This is a genomic window from Micromonospora sp. BRA006-A, from assembly GCF_033433935.1.
Classification (GTDB): domain Bacteria; phylum Actinomycetota; class Actinomycetes; order Mycobacteriales; family Micromonosporaceae; genus Micromonospora; species Micromonospora aurantiaca.
Map to the genome: position 1 here is coordinate 4254855 of NZ_JANCLW010000001.1, position 19004 is coordinate 4273858.

Below are 19004 nucleotides of genomic sequence, written 5' to 3' on the forward strand. Positions count from 1 at the left end.
CGCATCCCCGATGAGATGCCGACGTCCCCGGACGACGAGGCTCGGCGGTGTGCCGGCCGTCGCGGCCCGCACACCCTCTAGAGCGTCCTAGGACATTGGGTGCACGGCGGGCGCGGATCCCGCCGAGCCGAGCGCGTCACGGACAGGGGCCGCCCGCGCAGACGTCGATCACCTTGCCGGTGAGCAGGAACACCGCCTTCTGCCGCTGGGCGCCGGGCTGGGCGCGCGGGAACTCGTGCGAGTCCTCGCCGTACTCCGGTCCGGCGGGTGCCAGGTTGGTCGGCGGCGGCGCGTACGTGGCGCCGCTGTTCCACACCACCATCGCCGACCCGGCGTACGGGTACCTGCGGATCGGCGCGATGCCCCAGAACGGCCGCACGTCCGGTGACCAGCCGCCGGCGAGCGCCGGGGTGTGCAGGCGGGCGCCGATGGTGCGCGCCTGCACCTCCGCCGCGACGGTCGACACCTGGTGGTCGCCGAACGCCACGTGCATCAGCACCCGGTGCGCCGGGGTACCCGGCAGCGGCCGGCCGGTCATGTGCTGGGCGTACCCGTTGGCCTCGGACCGGTCCCACAGCATCTGCAGCAGGCCGAAGACGAGCTGCTGGTCGATCCGGTCCGGGTAGTAGCCGTCCATGACGGTCTGGAACGGGGCGAAGTCGACGCTGCGTTGCAGCAGCGTGGAGTAGTTCATCGCGGGCACGCCGAGCACCGAGCGGGTCCAGTCCTGGGCGATGGCGGTGAGCGCGCCGCCGTTGATGCCGCCCTGGCTGTTGCCGTCGTAGTGCAGCCCGCCGGCCACGTCGATCAGCGGCCGCCCGGCGGCGTCGCGGAACGCCGGGTGGGCGGCGAACCCGTTGCGGTGGATCATCGTCCGGCCCAGGAACAGGAAGTTCAGGAAGCTCTGCTGGAGCCGGTCGGCCACCGCGGGGAAGGCGCTGAGGTCGGTGAAGGCACCCGCGACGTACGGGACGTCGGCGGCGGCCATGCCGATCCAGCTCGTCGCGCAGAAGGTGAAGTCGTACGTCTGCGACATGGTCCTGACGTTGCCGGCGTTGATCTCGGTCGGCCGGCCGAGCAGGCCGTGGCCGTAGAGCGAGAGGTGCGCGGGTCTCGCGGCGGACGCGCTGCGCGGGATGTTGCAGACGAAGTCGGCCGCCACCGTCGTGCCGGACGGTGTGGGCAGCGCGTTCGGCGTCGGCGGGGTGCCGTCGCCGCCGGTCGGCCCGTAGTGCAGCCGGGAGCCCGGTCCGCCGTCGCCGGTCAGGTAGGACGGTACGGCGACGGTGCCGGTGACCTGCCGGGCGATCAGCGGGTCCTGCTCGGGCGTGTAGTCGGTGACCTGGGTGACGGTGAAGGAGGGCGCGCGGCGGCCGAGCGCGGCGAACGCGCCGTCCCGGACCGCCAGCATCCGCCCGGTCAGCCCCTGCCGGCTGGCGACTGTGAAGTCCCAGGCGAGGTAGAGGCTGTGCCGCTTGACGCCGGCCCGGGTCAGGTCGGCGAGGATCCGCTTCATCTGCGGCGCGCGGGGGTCACGCCGGTCCAGGCCGGCACCGGTGACGTAGGCGCGGAACGCCGTCGGCGCCGGGATGAGCACGCCGTCGCCGTCGCGCATGCCGCGCAGGCCGACGACGTACCTCGTGCCCTCGGTCAGCGCCACCGCCGGCCGGATGATCAACGCCTGCCGGTCCGGGTTGCCGGCTGCGTGCGCGTCCAGTTCTGCCCAGTACGGCGTACGCCGCCCGGTGCGGGCGTCGAGCAGCACGATCGGCGCGTCCGGCGCGAGCGAGCGCGCGACGTCGGTGACCGGCGCGATCCGGGTCCGCGCGGCGTCCAGGCCGGGTACGCGCGCCAAAATCGGCGAGCCGGGGCTGAACCCGTCCTGCCGGTTCCACTCCGCCGGGTCGATCGGCACGCCGAGCACGTTGGCGGGCATCGCGGAGGCCGCGAACCGGACCCGCTTGCCCGTCGGCGTGCTGCGGTCCGGCACGGTGAAGTAGTCGTTGGGGAACGGCAGCAGGCAGGCCGCCGGGTCGATCGGGTCGCAGGAGCGCTGCCCGGCCGGCGCGGGAGGTGCGGACGGCGCCGCGGCGGCGCCGGAGCCGAACAGCACGGCAGACGCGGTCACCAGCGCGGACACGGCGAGACGGAGCCGTCGGGGTGTACGCACGCGCGTCTCCTTCGACATCGGACGGTGGTGTTCTTCCTACGCTCGTGAACGGATCTCGGCAAGGCCCCCGGCATCGGCCGGGTCACGAAGCATTCCGTGGTGTGACGGGCGCGGCCTCCCGCCGTCCGCCTCGTGCCGGCGGCGGACGGCGGGAAGGGCACCGGGCTAGCCGACGACCACGACGCGGCCCTGGTTCAGCGGTTGCAGGTGCGCCGGGTCGAGATCGTCCGGTGCGCCCCGTCCGCTGTCGTAGACGACGCGCTCTCCGTCGATCTCCCAGATCCGGATCCGGAACCGGTCCACGTCACGTCCGTCCGGGGCGTCGGAGACCGTGAGCTGGTACGCGTACCCCGGCCGGCCGTTCACCGTGCCCTCGCCGCCGTACCGGCCCACCGATCCGGCGACGGTCAGGCGCTCGTGTGTCGTACCGGCGAACGTGAACTCGCGTCCCGGCAGCCGGAAGGTGGTCGCGCCGAACGGCGTGGGTGAACCCTTCACCAGGCCCGCGACGAAGGCGAACTCCCCCGGCCCGGTGGCGGCCACGTCGGCGCTGAGCGCGCCGGCCGGTGAGACGATCGCGCCGGCGCCGGCGACCGTCACGTCCGACGGGTCGTAGACCACGATCCGTACCGTCTGCTGCCCGGTTCCGCCGTCGTCGCCGGTCACGGTGAGGCGCGCGACGTGCACGCCGGGCCGCAGATCGCCGGTGGCGACGCAGCCGCCCTCGTTGCGGTCCTCACTGACCACGCCGGGCGTGGCCGGGGCCGGGCCCTCGCCGTCCCAGTCGACGGCGCACCTGTGGGTGTCCGGCACGCCCGGGTCGGTGAACGTGGCCCGCACGGTGACCGGACCGGCCACCCGCAGCTCCTCGTCGAGCGCGATCGGGCTCACCTGGACCGGCCGGTTCGCCACGGTGACGGTCACCGTGTCGGTGGTGCTGCCGTGGCGGGCGTCGGTGGCGGTCAGTTCCAGCCGGTACGTGCCGGCCCGGTCGGCGCGGAACGACGGCGTGCGGGCCGGGCCCTCCAGCCGCAGGCCGCCGCCGAGCCCGCCACCGTCCGGCTGGGCGAGCACCGTCCAGGACAGGGTGACCGGGTCGCCGTCCGGGTCCGTGGTCCGGGTCGCGTCGAGGGTGACGGTGTCGCCCTCGACGGCGGCCCGGTCCGGTCCGGCGTCGGCGGTGGGCGGGCCACCGGCCGGCAGGACCCGGCCCACGGTCACCTCGGTGCGCGCGGTGGCCCGCAGGCCGTCGGCGTCGGTGGCGGTGACGGTGACGACGTGCCGTCCCTCGCTGAGCTGCCCCGGGGTACGGGTGGCGCCGGTGCCGAGGTCGCCGTCGCGGTCGGAGGTCCAGCGCACCGCCGGCCCGTCCAGGTCACCCTGCTCCGGGTCGGTGACGGATGCGGCGAGCGTGACCGTCTGCCCGGTGGCGAAGAACGTGCCGTCCATCGGAGCGGTGATCCGTACCGCCGGGTTCTTGCCGGCGACGGTGAGCGGGCCGCTCGTCGCGTCGGCGGTGTTCACCCCGTCGGTGACCCGCACCCGCAGCCGGCCGGTGGCCGCGCCGCCGGTGCCCGCGAGCTGCGCGGCGTCCACCGTGTACGACGTCCCGGTGAGCCAGGAGGCCAGCACCCGCCATCGGTCGCCGCCGTCCGCGCTGTACAGGACGCTCGCGGTGACCGGGCCGCCGTCGGTGTCGCCGGCGTTCCAGCCCACCGTGACCGGCCCGGTGGTCGGTACCGAGGCGGGTGGCGCCTCGCCCGCCAGCGCCACGACGGGCGGGTTCGCCGACACCGCGAGGGTGGCGAGGTTCCGCCCGGCGCGGGTGTCCACGAGCGCCACCCGGCGGGTGCCGGGTACGAAGTCGACGACCTCGTGGAAGGGACGTGTCGCGGCGTGCTCGGTGGCCGCCCCCGGGGTGAACGGGTGCTCGGCGAGCGTCGCCCCGGCGGCGTCGAGCTGCCGCAGCGCGTACGGGCCGGGCGTGGTGGCCGGGCGCTCGGTGGTGCGGGTCAGACGCTGCCCGGTGAGGGTGCCGTCACCGTCGCCGACGGCGCCGGACAGTGCCAGCAGGTCACCCGTCGCGCCCTGCTGGACGGGCGGGTTCTGGACGCGGTCGCGCCACAGCCGCCACAGGTCGTCGGAGATCCACTTGTTCCGGCAGTAGCTCATCATGTCGGCGACCGGCGGGCTGGTGTCCGGCGCCCAGACGACCCGGCGCGGAGCCCCGACCGAGTAGTCGCCGATGTCGTAGCCGGCGAAGTGGGGATTCGCCGGGTCCGGCCCGCCGATGGTGCCGCGCGGGTACGGGTAGGTTCGCCGCCCGGTCTCGTCGTCGGGGTCGTCAGTACACTCGACGTGCTGCGCGCCGAGCAGGTGCCCCAGTTCGTGCAGGATGATCGTGGGATCGTGCGACCCGCCGACCGCCACCCATCCGGGGATGGCGTCGGCCCGGCCGCCCATCTGTCTCCGGTTCACCATGACCAGGTGGTAGACGCCGGGTTCCCGCGTCCCCGCCGTCGCGGTCAGATAGTTGTTCAGCACCGAGAGCGTGTCCGAGGCGTCGCGGTAGTAACTGTCGTCGCCGATCCATGGGAACGCCTCGTCGGTGCGGTAGTCGGCGCGGGTGACCTCCAGCCGGCTCGTCGGCAGCGTCCGCCGCAGCAGCGACTCGGCCCGGTCCAGGTCGGACTCGGGAGGCAGCACGGTCTGCCCGTCGCGCTGGTAACCGAGCCGGATCAGCTTGACGCGTACCGGTTCGGACGCCTGGAAGCGCACCGTGCGCTCGGCCACGTTGTCCAGGTAGTCGGGTTCGGTGACGCGGCGGTCCGGGTTGATCTCGACCCGCAGCCTGACCTCTCCCTCGCTCGTCCACGTGGTGGGCAGCTCGAACAGGAACCCCCCGCTCAGCTGTCCGCGTCGCACCGTCCGGTCGGGCACCAGCAGGCGGCCCGGGTTCGCCGGGGCGAGCGGCGGGCCCAGCGACGTACCGTCGGCCCGGAACCCGTGCAGGGCGGCCGTCACCGCGGGCGTCGCCGCGTCGGTGCCGACGTACGCCCGCACGACGGTGCGGCGGTCGGCGACCAGGTCGACGGAGTTGCCCAGGTCCTGGATGACCTGGGTGGCCTCCACCCCGTGCACCGTCAGGTTCGGCCCGGGTGCGGTGCAGGTGTTCAGGTAGACGCGCAGGGTGTTGTCGACCTCGTCCAGGACGGCCACGTCGAGGGACTGGTTGTTGTCGAACCGGCCCACTGCCGCCTGCACCGGCCGGCTGCCCGCCGCCAGAACGGCCGGGGTGCCGAACGTGCCGTCACCGTTGCCGGGGAAGACGTAGACCGCCCGGCTGGCGTAGCCGACCACCACCAGGTCCGGACGGCCGTCCCGGTTGACGTCGGCGACGTCCACGTCGTGCGGGCCCTCGCGTCCCGGGGTCAGCGGCCCCAGGTCCAGCGACGGCAGTTCCCGGGGCGCCGGCGGGAAGCCGCCGGACGGCGGGTCGCGGAAGTCGCTCCACAACCGGATCCGGTCCTCGCCGAGGATCGCCACGGCCGCGTCGAGCCGGCCGTCGAGGTCGAAGTCGGCGATCGCCGGCTGCAACGCCTCGCCCAGCCCTTCGAGCCGGGGCGCGGGGCTGTTCATACCGTCACGGATCACCGAGACCGTGCCCTGCCCGTAGCTGCTGAGCAGCACGTCGGGCACGCCGTTACCGGTCAGGTCGCCGGCGGCGAGGAAGTCGGGCCGGACGTACGACGGCTGGTCGCCGAGGAGGAACCGCTGGTCGAAGGTGCCGTTGAGGTTGCGGAACACCAGCACCCGGTCGTCGTCCGGATCGGACTGGATCCGGGGGTCGACGGCGGCGAGATCGGGCCGCAGATCGCGGTCGAAGTCGGCCACCGCGACGTCCGCCACGCTACGACCGTCCAGCAGGAGCCCGCCCGGCCCGAACGTCGGGTCGGTACCGGCGTTGCCGTACCACATGCTCACCCCGTCGGTGGTGGCGGCGGCGAAGTCCGGTTCGGCGTCCCGGTTGAAGTAGCCGACAGTGATGCGGCGCGGCGTGCCCGAAACGGGATAGACCTCGGGCCGGCCGCCGGGCGTCGTCGACGTGCGGAACGTCCCGTCGCCGACGGCGATGAGCTGGTGCACGTCGCCGTCACCGCTCGCCGAGGCGACGAGCAGGTCGTCGAAGCCGTTCTGGTTGGTGTCGACCGCCTCGACGTCACGGGGCCCGGCGACACCGGCGACCGCCGGCATGGCCGTGAACCCGAACGTCTCGCAGCCGGCGGCGAGGCCCGCTCCCGGCGGGCCGGCGACCCGGACCGGTGCCGCGGCGCCGGGCACCGTCGCCCCGGGCCCGAGCAGGACCACCGCCAGAGCGGCCGCCGTCGCGGCGGCCCACCGGCCTGATCTTCGTGAACGCATCACTGCCACCTTTCCGCGCGCACGACCGTCCGGCGTGAGGCCGGACGGCGACGCACGATCGTCGTAGGAGAGGGGGAGGTCTCGATCGGGTCGACCGGGAGACGGCCGGCCCGGGCCGGGTGCCGCACACGGGGCACCGCCGGTCCGGTACGAGTCTCGTCCCCCGGGGACGCCCGGCTACAGGGTCGGCGGTCCAGGGCGGCGCTACGGCGTGCCGGATCTTTCTGCCCGCGCGCAAGACAACCCCCTGCCCGTCCGGCCACATCGGGCGGTCGAGTCGGGAAGACGATTGCGCGCGGCGGTGGACGCCGAGCCGGCTCGGCACCGCCGGCCGGCGAGGCGGTCACGACGGTGGGGGCCCTGCCGGGGCCGCCGCGAGTCCCGAGGTGTCCGCCCTGGTCCGGTCTCCGTCCGGCGGTACGCCGAGGGCGGCCGACAGGTCCCGTACGGCCTGCTCGACGCCGCCGGCCGTGACCAGGGCGAACACGAAACGGTCCGGCCGCAGCACCACCAGGTCGGCGCCGTGCCGCCGCAGCCACCCGCCGAGCACCCCGTCGGCGTCCACCACGTCGACCAGGTCGGGCCGGCCGGTCGCCGGTGGGCCGGCGGGCGGAGCCGGCAGGTCGGCGAGCGGCGTGCCGGACGGGTGGACCGCGACGAACCGCGCCGGCAGCCCCGGTCGCCACGCGCCGAGCGGGTCGGCCACGCCGGCGCGGCCGAGCACGGCGAAACCGTCGCCGAGCACCTCGTCGAGCAGGCGCTCCCCGGGCGCGCCCGGAACGAGGACCGGCGGCTGGGGGAACATCGTCCCGACCACGCCGTCGCGCCGTCCGCCGGCCATCAGGCCCCGCCGGTACGCGGGCACCGGCTTGAACTCGAACCGTTCCACGAACCGCCGTACCCGGGGGATCGTCTGGACCGCCCGCAGCGCGGCGTCGCGCACCCCGGCGGTGACCCGGTTGCGGGCCAGGAAGACGCGTCCCAGCCGGACGCTCGTCTGCGCCATCTCCACGGTGTGCGGACGGCGCTCGGTCTCGTACGTGTCGAGCACGGCGGCGCCGGCGGCGCCGGACAGCACCAGCGACAGCTTCCACGACAGGTTCGCCGCGTCGCGCAGGCCGCTGCACAGGCCCTGGCCCATGAACGGGGGCATCTGGTGGGCGGCGTCGCCGAGCAGGAACACCCGTCCCTCCCGCCATCGCTGCGCGACGAGGTGGTGGAAGGTGTAGACCACCGCGCGGGTGACGGCGAACCGGTCCGGGTCGACGTACGGCGAGACGAGCGCGGCGATGGTCTCCGGCCGCCGCATCTCGTCCTCGGTCTCGCCCGGGCGCAGCATGAACTCCATCCGGTAGCTGCCGGCCGCGCCGGGGGACACGAAGGCCGGGCGCCGCCAGTCGCAGACGAACGTGGTGTCCGGCACGCGTACCGCGTCGGGCGGCACGTCGCCGGAGACGGCCAGCCACGGCTCGGCGTAGCTCGCTCCGGACAGCGGGATCCGGACGGCGGCGCGGGTGGCGCTGCGGGCGCCGTCGCAGCCGAGCACGTACCGGGCGCGGACCGCCCGCCGCTGCCCGGTGACCACGTCGGACAGCAGCACCGTCACGCCGTCCTCGTCCTGGGTCAGGCCGACCAGTTCGGTACCGAGTGCGAGCCGGACGTGCGGGAAGCGGTCCAGCCCGGCGCGCAGCGTGTGTTCCAGTCGCGGCTGGTCGAAGAAGCGCAGCGGCGCATGCCCGTACCCGAAGTCCGTCTCGGACAGCCTCATCCGGGCGAACACCCGGCCCGCGCCGTTGCCGTACTCGACGAGCGGCGGCGCGATCGTCTCGTCGCGTATCTCGTCGAGCAGGCCCGCCTGCTGGTAGATGCGCAACGCCTCGTCGTCGCAGGAGAAGGCCCGCGGCTGGCCGTGCGGCGCGGCGCTGCGCTCCACGACCAGCGTGGTGACGCCGCGGGCGCCGAGCAGGTTGGCGGTGAGCGCGCCCACCGGCCCGCAGCCGATGACGGCGACCTCGACCTCCTGGACCTCCTGGTGAGCCGGCGGCTGAACTGATTCCATCCTGGTGCCCCTTCGGAACGTGGTCCCGGACGGCTCACCGCCGCCCGGCACCGGTCAGGGCACCAGTCCGGTGTGGAAGGGATGTGGAGACGGCGTGGAGGCGGGCCTCCACGCCGGTCAGAACGCGGCGAACCGGGGCAGCAGCAGCCCGGCGCCCTGGTCGGCGGCGATCCGCGCGCCGAGGTCCCACTCCGCGCGGTCGCGCCGGGCCGCGCCGCGGATCCGGTGCAGCTCCGCGACGAAGACGCGCTCGCCGACCCGGTCCGCCACCGCCAGCGCCTCCCGGGCCAGCGTCGCCGCGGTCTCCGGACGACCGGCGGTCAGGTACGCCTCGGCCATCGCGCACAGCGTGATGGTCCGGGTGGACCGCAGCCCGGGCCGGTAGAACTCGTCGGCGGCGGCGCGCATCGCGTCGAGCCGGCCGTGGTCGCCGCCGCGCGCCGCGGCCCACTCCAGGAAGTACGCCCCGGTAGCGGTCATGTGCGGCAGACCGGTGTCCCGCCCGATGTCCCGGCACCGCCGGCCCGCCGCGTCGGCCGCTGCCACGTCGTGTTCCTGCATCGCCAGCCAGGCCGCGTAGAGCGCCGCGTTGGCGCGGCCGTACGGGTCGTCGAGTTCCTCGGCGAGGGCCTCCGCGGCGGCGATGTCCGCCCACGCGCCGGCCGGGTCGCCGCGCATCGAGCGTACGAGCGCCCGGAAGTTGTGGCAGGCCAGCACCGGGCGCCGGCCCACCTCGCGGCGCAGCAGCGTCCGGTCGACGGTACGCAGCCGCTCGATCCCGGCGGTGAGCCGCCGCTCGCCGTCGGCCTGCCGGCCGGTGAAGTAGCCGACCGCGCCCAGCAGGTACTCCCCGGCGACGGCGATCAGCCCGCTGCCGTCGTCGGGCGCCCGCACGAGCCGCCCGGCGAGGTCGGCGCAGATCGCGAACTCGGCCCGGTTGGCGGCCAGCTCACCGAGCGCCCAGAGCGCGTGGCGGATGTCCGCGTCCGGCCCGACGAGCGTCAGCAGCTCGCGGGCCCGGGCGCAGACCCGGTCGACCGCGTCGCTGCCGACGCCCACTGTCATCTGGAGCAGGGACGCGCGGTGCAACTGGACGGTCAGCTCGGTGTGCGCCGCGTCCGGCGACGCCCGTGCGGCGGGGGCGAGCCGGAGCGCGGCACGTTCCAGGTGGCCCAGGGCGTCCTCGTAGGCGACCCGGCGGGTGGCGTCGTCGGCGGCGCGCAGCGACCACCGCAGGTGGTCCTCGCCGTGGCCCAGCCCGATCGCCTCGCCGTAGTGGTGGGCCAGTTCCGCCGGTGCGGTGCCCGCGGTCCGCGCGTACGCGGCGGCCAGCCGGGCGTGCAGCGCGGCCCGGCGCGGCGGGACCAGCTCGGCGTAGGTGACCTCGGCGATCAGCGGATGGCGGAACGCGAGCGCGCCCGGCCCGGTCTCGACCACCAGCGCGGCCGGGTAGGCCGGTGCGAGGTCCTCGGCGACCGCCTCGGCCGTGCCGTCCAGCGCCACCGCCAGCACCGCCAGGTCCAGGTCGTGTCCGGCGACGCTGAGCAGGTCGAGGCAGCGCCGGGTGGCAGCGGGCAGCCCGGCCAGCCGCAGCCGTACCGTGTCGCGGATGCTCGGCGGCAGCTCCGCGTCGGCACCCGCGTCGGCCCGGGACCGCAGCAGCTCGGTGAGGAAGAACGGGTTCCCGCCGGTCCGGGTCACGAGCCGGGTCACCTGCGGCTCCGGCGGCGCCACGCCGGTGCGGTCCCGGACCAGGTCGGCGACCGCCGCGGCGTCCAGCCCGGCGAGCCGGACCTGACCGAAGCCGCGCCCGCGCGCCAGCTCGGCCACCGTCGCCACCAGGGCCGGATCGTCGTCGTACGGCCGCAGCGTGGCGACCACCAGCGCCCGGGACACGGGCAGGGCGGTGGCGAGGAACCGCAGCAACAGCAGCGAATCCGGGTCGGCGGCGTGCAGGTCGTCGAGGACGACGAGCAGCCCGCGCTCCCGGGCCGCCGCGTGCACCAGGTCCGCCACCGCCTCGTACACCTGGAACCGTGCCGTGGGGTCCAGTCCGCGACCGTCGCCCGGTCCGCTCGGCGCGCCCGCGGCGAACCCGTCCAGCCGGCTCGCCGAACCGGCGGCGCGGGTGTGCGGCAGCGCCAGCAGCGCGCGTACCACCTGACTCCACAGCCAGAACGGCGGCGCCTGCCCGACGTCCGGACAGCGACCCCAGACCACCGGGACGCCGTTCGCGGCGGCGCGGGCGCCGAGCGCCGCGGCGAGGCTGGTCTTGCCGATGCCGGCCTCCCCCACCAGCGTCAGCACCCGCCCGCCCTGCCCGCTCGCCGCGTCCAGCGCCTCCCGCAGGCGGTCCAGCTCCGCGTCCCGCCCCACGAGCGGGCCGCCGTCGCGCTCCGGCGAGGCCGGGCGTCCGGCCGCCGCCGGGCCGCTCCGGTCCTGCGGTACGGCCTGCTCCAGGATCAGCCGGTGCGCCGCCCGGATCTGCTCCCCCGGGTCGATCCCGTACTCGCCGGCCAGGATCCGGCGGCCCTCGTCGAAGACGGCGAGCGCCTCGGTCTGCCGCCCCGACCGGTACAGCGTCAGCATCAACTGCGCCCGGGCGCCCTCGCGCAGCGGATGCGCCGACACGAACCGGCGCAGCTCCGGCAGCAGGGTCGCGTGCCGTCCCGCGGCGACGGCCGCTGTCAGCCGCCCCTCCTCGGCGCTGACCCGCAGCTCGGCCAGCCGGGCCGCCTCCGGGCGCACCGCGCCCAGGTCGGCCACGCCCGCCAGCGGCTCACCGCGCCACAACGCCAGCGCCTCGGTGTACGTCCGCTCGGCGGACTCCGGCCGCCCGCCCGCGAGCGCGTCCGCCGCCCGGTCGACCAGGGCCCCGAACCGGGCCGCGTCCACCGCGTCGGCGTCCACCCGCAGCTCGTACCCCCGGGGGTGGCTGCGCAGGACGCGCGCCGGCTCGCGGTGGGACCGTTGCGGTTCCACGGCCCGGCGCAGTCCGGCGACGTACGTGCGCAGCGTCGTCTGGGCGCTGGCCGGCGGTCGTCCGTCCCAGAGCGCGTCGACCAGCCAGTCGGCGGCGACGAACCGGTTCGGGCGCAGCAGGAACAGGGCCAGCAGTGCCTGCTGCTTCGGGCCGCCGAGGGGCACCACGCGGCCGTTACGGACGACCTCCGGCGGACCCAGCACCCGGAACTGCACCGTCACCTCGACGACGACCGTCTCGTCCGGCGCCGGGTCAGGCCGCCGCCATCTCACGCAACTTCAGCACCGAGCGCCAGTTGCGGGTCGTGCCGACCATACCCGTCTTCTTCTCCACGAAGGCGTTGCCGAGCTTGCTGCGCCCGTACCCGTCGGGCACGTGCACGAACACGTCCCGGCCGACGAGCGTCAGCGTCCCGGTCTCGCCGGGCGGGGACGCGAGCGCCGCCTGCTTGTCCGCGCCGGGGTCGCTGCTGAGCATCGTCACCAGCAGCTTCGTCAGATCGGTCTGCCCGTCGACGTACGGGTTCGCGGCGATCATCGCGTCCAGCTCGGCCAGGCTGCGCAGGAGCACCGGCACGTCCCGGCCCCACCGCCGCGTGATGCCCCGGCCGATCTCGGCCAGGATCGCGGCCTCGTCGGTCTCCGGGCAGCCGAACACCACGTTGCCGCTCTGGATGTAGGTCGCCACCTGGTCGAAGCCGCAGGAGACGAAGACCTCCTTCAGCTCCGCCATCGCCATGGAACTGGCGCCACCGATGTTCACCGCGCGCAGCAGAGCGACGTATCTCGCCATGACTCGGGATGGTAACCGACCGTGGCGTCACCGTGGTACGTCAGTGACCTCGACGCACCGGCCGGCAGTCGCCTGCGTACGCTGTCCGGGCAGGCCGACGGCGCGAGCCGGCCGCCTCCGCGCCGGTCCCCGGCACCGACATCGAGGTGGGAGATGCCGCAGCTCAACCCCGTCACGACGCAGCGCGTCGAGGCCGCCGTCGTCGCCGTCCTCGCCGTCGTCGTGACCGTCGCGGCCGGGTACCCGTGGTGGTCGCTGCTCGCCCTCTTCCTCGTCTTCGACCTGTCCATGCTCGGCTACCTGCGCGGGCCGCGCGCCGGTGCCGTCTGCTACAACCTGGCGCACTCGTACACGCTGCCGGCGGCGCTCGGCGCGGTGGCCGTGGCGGCGGCCGCGTCCGGCGACCGGATCGACTGGCTCGGCGTCCTGGCCGTCGCATGGGCGTTCCACATCGCCGTCGACCGCGCCCTGGGATACGGCCTCAAGACGGGCGAGGGGTTCGAGCACACCCACCTCGGCCTGATCGGGAAGGCCCGCCGCGCCCGGACCACCACCGACGGACGCTGACCGCCCCGGTCACTGGCGCGGCGGCGCGCAGTTCGCGCTCGTCAGCCGCACCGAGTACTCGCGGTCGTCGGACGTGATCCCGGACGGCACGCCGTCGAAGTGGGTCTCCACCTTCTCCCAGCCCCGGCGCTGCTCGTAGTGCAGGTGCGGAGCCCCGGAGTTCCCGGTGCTGCCGACCCGTCCGAGCTGGTCGCCCCGGGCCACCCGCTGACCGGCCTGCACGGACGGCGGTTCGAGCAGGTGCAGGTACTGCGTCTCCCACTTCCCCCCGTGGTCGATCTTGACCCAGTAGCCGCCGCCGCGCCCGCGCGGCCCGTCCGGATCCTGTGGGGTACGGCCACCCAGCGAGCCGTTGATCCCCGCGACGGTGACGGTGCCGTCGGCGGAGGCGAGCACCGGCCTCCCCCACGCCTCCCCCGAGGTCGGGAAGAAGTCGACGTCGTAGTCGTCGTGCCCCGGATAGGTGGACAGCCGCCACGTCTCGCCGCACGCCACCGGGAGCTGGAAGTCCGGTCGTGGGCCGGGCGGCCGCACCAGCGGCACCACGACCGCCGCGACGGCGGCGAGCGCCCCGAGGACGCCGACGATCAGCAGGACGCGCGGAAGGCGGGAGCCGCGAGGGCGCTCGGTGGTCATCGTTTCGAGCATGACAGGCGGTGTCCGGTGGCAGACACGGGTCTGCCGATCAGCGACGCACTGGCTAGTCTCATGGCGCTCGCCACGACTAGGAACGGCGGAACGGCGTGACGGACCATCAGCAGGTGCCGGTGTGGACCCTGGCGACGGAGCCCGGGAAGATCTCGCGGGCGGCGGAGCTTCCCGTGGACCACAAGGGCATGTCACCGGAACGGCTCGCCGGGCTGCGGCAGGCGCTCGCCGCGTTCCTCGACACGCCGCTCGTCACGGTGGAGGCGTACCCGCTTCCGCCGGCGACGGACATCCGAGGCGGACGGCTCCTCGACGCCGCGTCGCCGCTCGCGATGGAGCTCCGACGACTGCTGAAGACGCCGAACGCCGGGTCCGCGGCGACGGCCGCCGCAGGGTCGACGGAGACGCTGTACCGCATGGTGGTGCCGAGGTCGGTGGCCTCGCAGCTCGGTGACGGTCTCGTCCGGTCCATGCCGTCCAAGGCCGTCGCGGGTGGCATCCACGGCGACATCCTCGGCAAGACGGGCATCGTGCAGAAGGCCACCTTCGTGCCGGTGGCGGCCGACGCGTCCCGGCCAGGCGTCACGGGAGCGGTGAGCGGCACCGCGAAGGCGGCGACCACCGCCGGTATCGTCACCGCCGCGGCATCGTTCATCCTGCTCGCCGTGGCGACTGCCGCGAGCGTCTACGCCGAAGAGCAGCGTCGTAAGGCCATGGAGAGGGTCACCGAGCTTCTCGAGGAGCTGACCGCCGAGAACCTCGACGCGGAACGCGACCGCCTCCACGGCGCGACGGCAGCCGTCGAACGGGCGACGGCCCTCCTCCTCGACAAGGGTGAGGCAGGACATTCCCTCGGCCTCGACGCGGCCGTCCACACCGTCGACACCGCCATCGCCGCAGCCCGACGCAGGGCGGGCGCATGGCGGGCGAAGGTCGCGGCGTTCTCCTCCGACGGGGTGGAGGTCGCCGACCTCATCAAGGCCTTCCCCGGGATCGACAAGCCCGACGGCGCCTTCCGCGTCGAGCTCCGGCTGGCTTCACTGGCCATCGCGACGAAGCGACGGATCGCGGTGCTGCAAGCCGTCGAGCACGCCCAGAAGTCGCCCGAGCTCAGTTTCCGCCGCTTCACCGCGATGTTGCAGGACGAGCAGCGGAGCGTGGACGAACTCCAGGACGAACTGCACGCGCTCCTCGGTGCCCTCGCGGACCTGCGGCTGCGGGCACCCACCAAGAGCTTCACCGATCGCCTGTTGACCCAGGGCGAGGTGAACAACCTGCTCGAATGGCCGGGCCGCCTGCGTCAGATCGCGGCCGAGGAGACCGTGTCCGTGTCGGATCTGCCCGATGTCGAGATCGGCCTCGTCGAGAAGGAGGACGGGAAGGTTCTGGTGCTGCCCACCCGGGCGTTGCCACGAGACCGGGTCGCTTAGGGCGCGCGGACGCTGACCCCAGGCCCTATCCCCTCAGCCATCGCGCGACGAGTCGGTGGTCCGCGTCGGTGAGGCCGCGGCGTGCATCGACGCGGTGCAGGAGCGCCGGTGCGCCGTGGTTCCCTGCCACCCACCTCCGGTCGGCGTCGGTGATCTCGTCGTCCAGCCAGACGAACCGGCGTCCGGCGGCCCACTCGACGAGCCGCCGCGTCTTCCAGTGCAGCCGACCGCCGTCGTCCTCGTCATCCGGCCAGTCGACGACCGGCAGCGGAGGCAGGCCGAGCCGCGGCGCGAGCACCTCGTTGGCGTCGTGCATCCAGGTCGTGGCCCACACGAGGTCGCACGGCAACGCGGCGAGCCGGCGGCCGTGCCCGGCGTCCAGACAAGCCAGCAGCGGGTTGACCCCGTCCTCCGGCGGCCCGGCGGAGCCGCCGAAGGGCAGGAGCGTCCCGTCGACGTCGAGGAACAGCAGCGGACGATCAGTCATCGCCCGCCGTGCCGGAGGGTTAACGGATCCTGGCGTCCATCCGGGCCTCAGCCCAGCTCGATGACGGGCCGGGTCAGGATCTCGTCGGCGTACCCGTCGTCGGAGGCGGCCCACCGGCCGAAATCCTCGTCGCGGTACGCGGTCGCGAGGGTGAGCCAGCCCAGGAAGAAGCCGCTGCCGCCGCAGGTGGCACCGCCGCCGTCACCACCGCACACGACGGTGCGCTCGGTCGTCGCCTCATGCCGGTAGGGATCCTGCCCGATCGCCAGACCCCAGAGGTTGTCCTGCCGGTGCGGGCCGGTCCTGTGGTCGTACGGGTAGCCGTCGCCGGGGCAGTCGTCGCCCCAGCGGAACAGCGTCGCCGCGCCGGCACCGCACGCCCACTCCCACTCGTCCGGAGTGGTCGTGCGCAGGCCGAGATCGGCCAGCCCGGCCATCGCGTCGTCGTACGACACCTCGCGGATCGCCCGGGCGCGCACCACCTGCCCGGTCGTCCGGTCGAACTCCACGGTCAGCCCGTCACCCGACCGGAAGGTGCGCACCCCGCCGAACCGGCCCCCGGCCGACGCGACCAGCTCCCGCACGCGAGGGTCGTCCGGCGCCAGCGGAACCTCGCACGGGTCGAAGGCGTCCACCGCGACCAGCATCGCCGGCATGTCGACGTCACGGACGGGCGACGTCATCGAGTCGACGAACTCGGTCAGCGACGGGAGGCCGAACTCGGCGGCGCTGTCGGCGTAGTCGGCGGCCTGGTGCGCGGCGGGACTGAACCGGGCCGCGTCGTAGCCGAGCGCCGGGCGGCCGCCGGGGACGAGCGCGAACCGCATCCCGCCGCGGTCGAACAGCGCCCTACGGTGCGACCGGCCCGCGTACGCCCTGTCCTGCACACCGGCCACTGTCAGCTCGTGCCGGCCGGCGATGTCCCGGGCCAGGCGGCCGGCGGCGCTGTCGGAGAGGTCGTTCCACTGCGCGGACGTGAGATCGGCGTACGACACCGCGAAAGGATAGCCACGGGCTCTGACAACACCGGATCGACGCCGAGCTGTCCGGCTGCGCGGGCAGCGCGCGACCGGTCGGCGAAGCGGTCAGGCGTCGTCGACGGCAGTGGTGAGCGCGAGTTCGCGGCCGGCCTCGATGTCGGCGAGCAACGTCGCCACGCGGGCCCTGGCCAGGTCGTAGGAGTCGGAGCCGAGCACCTGGTGCAGCAGGGCCGTGCCGCCCACTGCCACCTCGATGACGGCGGCCGCGGCCTTGACCGGGTCGCCGAGCTGGGTGCCGGGCATGGCCAGGTGCGCCTCGGTCATCTCCGGCCGCGCGTCGATCTCAGGCCGGCGCGGCGTCCGCGGTCCGCGGGATTCCGGCCGGCCGGTCGCGGCAGAAGTCCCGGAACGTCCGGGGCGGCCGGCCGGTCACGTCCGCGACGGTCGTCGTGACCCGGTCCTCCGAGCCCGCGGCGACGGCCGTGTCCAGGGCCGCGAGGAAGCGGGCGTAGTCGGGCGCGAGGCCGTGAGCCTCGTGGTACGCGGTGAGCGCGTCCTCGTCGACCGCGCGGTGCCGGACCGGGTGGCCGAGGAGGTCGGTGAGCGTGGCGGCGACGTCGGCGTAGCTCAGCCGCTCGGGGCCGGTGATGACGTGCTCGGTGTCGTGGGGCGCCGGGTCGGTGAGGGCACGCACCGCCACCTCGGCGATGTCGGCCGGATCGACGAAGCCCACGCGGGCGTCGCCGGTGGCGCTGACGATCTCGCCACGCTCCCGGGCGCTCGCGGCGTGCGGATGGTCGCCGACGAAGTTCTCCATGAACCAGGACGGTCGCAGCACCGCCCACTCGGGGATCATCTCGCCGAGCTGGGCCTGCACCTCGCCCAGTCCCGGGGTGCCGGCCTCGATCGCCGACGAGCTGAGCAGGACGGCCCGCCGTACCCGGGCGCGCCGGGCCAGGTCCAGGAACGGCAGCATGGTCGGCGCCGGGTCGGCGTCGCCGAGGGGCGCGATCAGGTAGAGCCCTGTCACACCGTCCAGCGCCGTGTCGTGCGTGCTGCGGTCGTACCAATCGAAGCGGACGCCCTCGGCGGACGCCCGGCGGCTGGCGACGCGGGCCCGGCGGCCGGCGGCGGCGAGTCTCGCGGCGACGAGCCGGCCCGTCGTTCCCGTGCCTCCGACGACGAGGATCATGCCCGCACCCCCTCGCCGAACAGTTCCCGCACGGCCAGCGGGTTCCAGTAGTCGCGGTAGCGCACGATGCGCCCGGCCCTGATGGTGAGGACGGCGATGTAGCGCAGGCGGTACGGCTCGCCGGTGGCGACGACGACGCCGGTGGCGGTGAACTCGGCGACGATCACCTCCGGGTCGGCGGTCTGGCGCACGGTGACGTCGGCGATCTCGCGGATGTCCAGGGTCCGCGGGTAGTCGATGAGGTAGTCGTGCAGTTCGGCGCGGCCGGCCACCCGGCTGGGCCGCCCGGCCGGCGCGAACGGGAACTCCATGACGGCGTCGTCGGCGAACAGGGCGATGAAGCCCGGCATGTCCTTGGCGAGCAGACGATCGAGGGCCTGGTGGAACACATCGGTGGCGGTACTCGGCACTGCTGTTCCTTCCGGTCGGCGGGCCGCCCGCGGTGATCTACGATAAGCGGACAGCCGGTCCGCTTCACCATAGCGGACTGGTGGTCCGTTTGCGAGAGGGGGCAGGAGTGCGGGCTGACGCGGCGCGGAATCGGGAGGCGGTGCTCGCCGCGGCCGATCGGCTGTTCGAGGCGGCGACCGACCCCGACCGGATCTCCATGGACGACGTCGCCGCCGCCGCCGGTGTGGGCAAGGGCACGCTGTTCCGCCACTTCGGTGACCGGCTGGGCCTCGTCCGCGCCCTCTACGCCGCACGCGGCGAACAGCTCCAGGCGTCACTCACGGCGAGCCCGCCCGGCGACTCGCCGACGGACCGCGCCCTGCACCTGCTGCGGGAACTGGTCCGGTTCAAGCGGGCCAACCGGGTTCTCACGCTGGCCCTGGAGAACGCGGGCAGCGGAAGCCCCTATCGCAACGAGTCGTACGAGGAGTGGCACGCGACGCTGACCGCCGTCGTGTCCGAGGCCCGGGGCCCCGAGTCGGCGGAGTTCCTCGCCCACGCCCTGCTGGCCGCGGTGCGCAGCGATCTCGTGGAGCATCTCCGTGACTGGCCCGACGAGCGCTGGGATGCCGGGCTCACCGCGTTGACCCGTTCGGTGCTGGCCGCCGGGCGGTAGCCGCGGCGCGTGCGCCGTCCAGGTCCGGCCGTCGAAATGCCCGGCGTACGACTCGCCGAGGCGCCGGAAGCCCACCGTCCAGACGTCCCGGGCCTCGCCGCGTCCACCTTGTACAGCAGATACGCCATGGTGGCCCTCTTCCCCGATCGGTGGCCGGACCTCAGCATCGCGTTCCGCGACGCTGGGCGTGTGCCCGAGCGCGGTCCCG

14 protein-coding genes are annotated in these 19004 nt (G+C 74.5%); 3 read left to right on the top strand and 11 right to left on the bottom strand.

The window, feature by feature from the left end:
- Positions 1–136: 136 nt before the first annotated feature.
- The 5 genes from NMK34_RS19200 to NMK34_RS19220 all read right to left on the bottom strand — a co-directional run bounded on the left by NMK34_RS19200 (position 137) and on the right by NMK34_RS19220 (position 12426).
- Positions 137–2170 carry a hypothetical protein gene (locus tag NMK34_RS19200; RefSeq protein ID WP_318334607.1) on the bottom strand — a complete coding sequence of 678 codons (2034 nt, stop codon included), beginning with the start codon at positions 2168–2170 and terminating at the stop codon, positions 137–139.
- 165 nt (positions 2171–2335) lie between these two features.
- Positions 2336–6592, bottom strand: coding sequence for an FG-GAP-like repeat-containing protein (locus tag NMK34_RS19205; protein WP_318334608.1), 4257 nt, complete (start codon positions 6590–6592; stop codon positions 2336–2338).
- A 343-nt stretch (positions 6593–6935) separates the two neighbouring features.
- The gene (locus NMK34_RS19210) at positions 6936–8651 is read right to left on the bottom strand and encodes a bifunctional 3-(3-hydroxy-phenyl)propionate/3-hydroxycinnamic acid hydroxylase (protein ID WP_318334609.1); all 1716 of its coding nucleotides are present in this window, start codon (positions 8649–8651) and stop codon (positions 6936–6938) included.
- Between the two features lie 117 nt (positions 8652–8768).
- Positions 8769–11906, bottom strand: a complete 3138-nt coding sequence (locus NMK34_RS19215; protein WP_318334610.1) for a BTAD domain-containing putative transcriptional regulator — start codon at positions 11904–11906, stop codon at positions 8769–8771.
- On the bottom strand, positions 11887–12426 hold the full coding sequence (locus NMK34_RS19220) for a DUF1697 domain-containing protein (RefSeq protein ID WP_318334611.1): 540 nt from the start codon (positions 12424–12426) through the stop codon (positions 11887–11889). Before NMK34_RS19220 ends, NMK34_RS19215 begins: the two co-directional genes overlap by 20 nt.
- A 21-nt stretch (positions 12427–12447) precedes the next feature.
- Between NMK34_RS19220 and NMK34_RS19225 the strand changes: the two genes are divergently transcribed.
- A complete protein-coding gene (locus NMK34_RS19225; RefSeq protein ID WP_318334612.1) occupies positions 12448–12993 on the top strand; it encodes a DUF4260 domain-containing protein in 546 nt (181 codons plus the stop codon).
- Between the two features lie 9 nt (positions 12994–13002).
- Here the strand turns inward: NMK34_RS19225 and NMK34_RS19230 are convergent, their stop codons facing one another.
- Positions 13003–13629 (bottom strand): M23 family metallopeptidase, encoded by a 627-nt coding sequence (locus NMK34_RS19230; RefSeq protein WP_318334613.1) that lies wholly within the window; start codon positions 13627–13629, stop codon positions 13003–13005.
- A gap of 107 nt (positions 13630–13736) precedes the next feature.
- Here NMK34_RS19230 and NMK34_RS19235 point away from each other — a divergent pair, with 107 nt between their 5' ends.
- Positions 13737–15071, top strand: a complete 1335-nt coding sequence (locus NMK34_RS19235) for a hypothetical protein (RefSeq protein WP_318334614.1) — start codon at positions 13737–13739, stop codon at positions 15069–15071.
- Positions 15072–15096: 25 nt separating this feature from the next.
- Here the strand turns inward: NMK34_RS19235 and NMK34_RS19240 are convergent, their stop codons facing one another.
- From NMK34_RS19240 to NMK34_RS19260, 5 genes are all read right to left on the bottom strand, one after another.
- Positions 15097–15558 (bottom strand): HAD domain-containing protein, encoded by a 462-nt coding sequence (locus tag NMK34_RS19240; protein WP_318334615.1) that lies wholly within the window; start codon positions 15556–15558, stop codon positions 15097–15099.
- A gap of 47 nt (positions 15559–15605) precedes the next feature.
- On the bottom strand, positions 15606–16553 hold the full coding sequence (locus NMK34_RS19245) for a hypothetical protein (RefSeq protein ID WP_318334616.1): 948 nt from the start codon (positions 16551–16553) through the stop codon (positions 15606–15608).
- A gap of 90 nt (positions 16554–16643) precedes the next feature.
- The gene (locus tag NMK34_RS19250) at positions 16644–16862 is read right to left on the bottom strand and encodes a hypothetical protein (RefSeq protein WP_318334617.1); all 219 of its coding nucleotides are present in this window, start codon (positions 16860–16862) and stop codon (positions 16644–16646) included.
- A gap of 19 nt (positions 16863–16881) precedes the next feature.
- Entirely contained in the window at positions 16882–17730 is an 849-nt protein-coding gene (locus NMK34_RS19255; protein WP_318334618.1) for an ergot alkaloid biosynthesis protein, read from the bottom strand.
- Positions 17727–18140 carry a nuclear transport factor 2 family protein gene (locus tag NMK34_RS19260; protein WP_318334619.1) on the bottom strand — a complete coding sequence of 138 codons (414 nt, stop codon included), beginning with the start codon at positions 18138–18140 and terminating at the stop codon, positions 17727–17729. The genes NMK34_RS19255 and NMK34_RS19260 overlap by 4 nt, the downstream gene beginning before the upstream one ends.
- Positions 18141–18247: 107 nt before the next feature.
- Between NMK34_RS19260 and NMK34_RS19265 the strand changes: the two genes are divergently transcribed.
- On the top strand, positions 18248–18796 hold the full coding sequence (locus NMK34_RS19265) for a helix-turn-helix domain-containing protein (protein WP_318334620.1): 549 nt from the start codon (positions 18248–18250) through the stop codon (positions 18794–18796).
- Positions 18797–19004: the final 208 nt, after the last annotated feature.

What these genes read in the sequence shown, in the direction of transcription:
- NMK34_RS19205 (WP_318334608.1), bottom strand. Translation starts at nt 6,592, where the DNA reads ATGCGTTCACGAAGATCAGGCCGGTGGGCCGCCGCGACGGCGGCCGCT.
- NMK34_RS19210 (WP_318334609.1), bottom strand. Translation starts at nt 8,651, where the DNA reads ATGGAATCAGTTCAGCCGCCGGCTCACCAGGAGGTCCAGGAGGTCGAG.
- NMK34_RS19220 (WP_318334611.1), bottom strand. Translation starts at nt 12,426, where the DNA reads ATGGCGAGATACGTCGCTCTGCTGCGCGCGGTGAACATCGGTGGCGCC.
- NMK34_RS19230 (WP_318334613.1), bottom strand. Translation starts at nt 13,629, where the DNA reads ATGACCACCGAGCGCCCTCGCGGCTCCCGCCTTCCGCGCGTCCTGCTG.
- NMK34_RS19240 (WP_318334615.1), bottom strand. Translation starts at nt 15,558, where the DNA reads ATGACTGATCGTCCGCTGCTGTTCCTCGACGTCGACGGGACGCTCCTG.
- NMK34_RS19250 (WP_318334617.1), bottom strand. Translation starts at nt 16,862, where the DNA reads ATGACCGAGGCGCACCTGGCCATGCCCGGCACCCAGCTCGGCGACCCG.
- NMK34_RS19255 (WP_318334618.1), bottom strand. Translation starts at nt 17,730, where the DNA reads ATGATCCTCGTCGTCGGAGGCACGGGAACGACGGGCCGGCTCGTCGCC.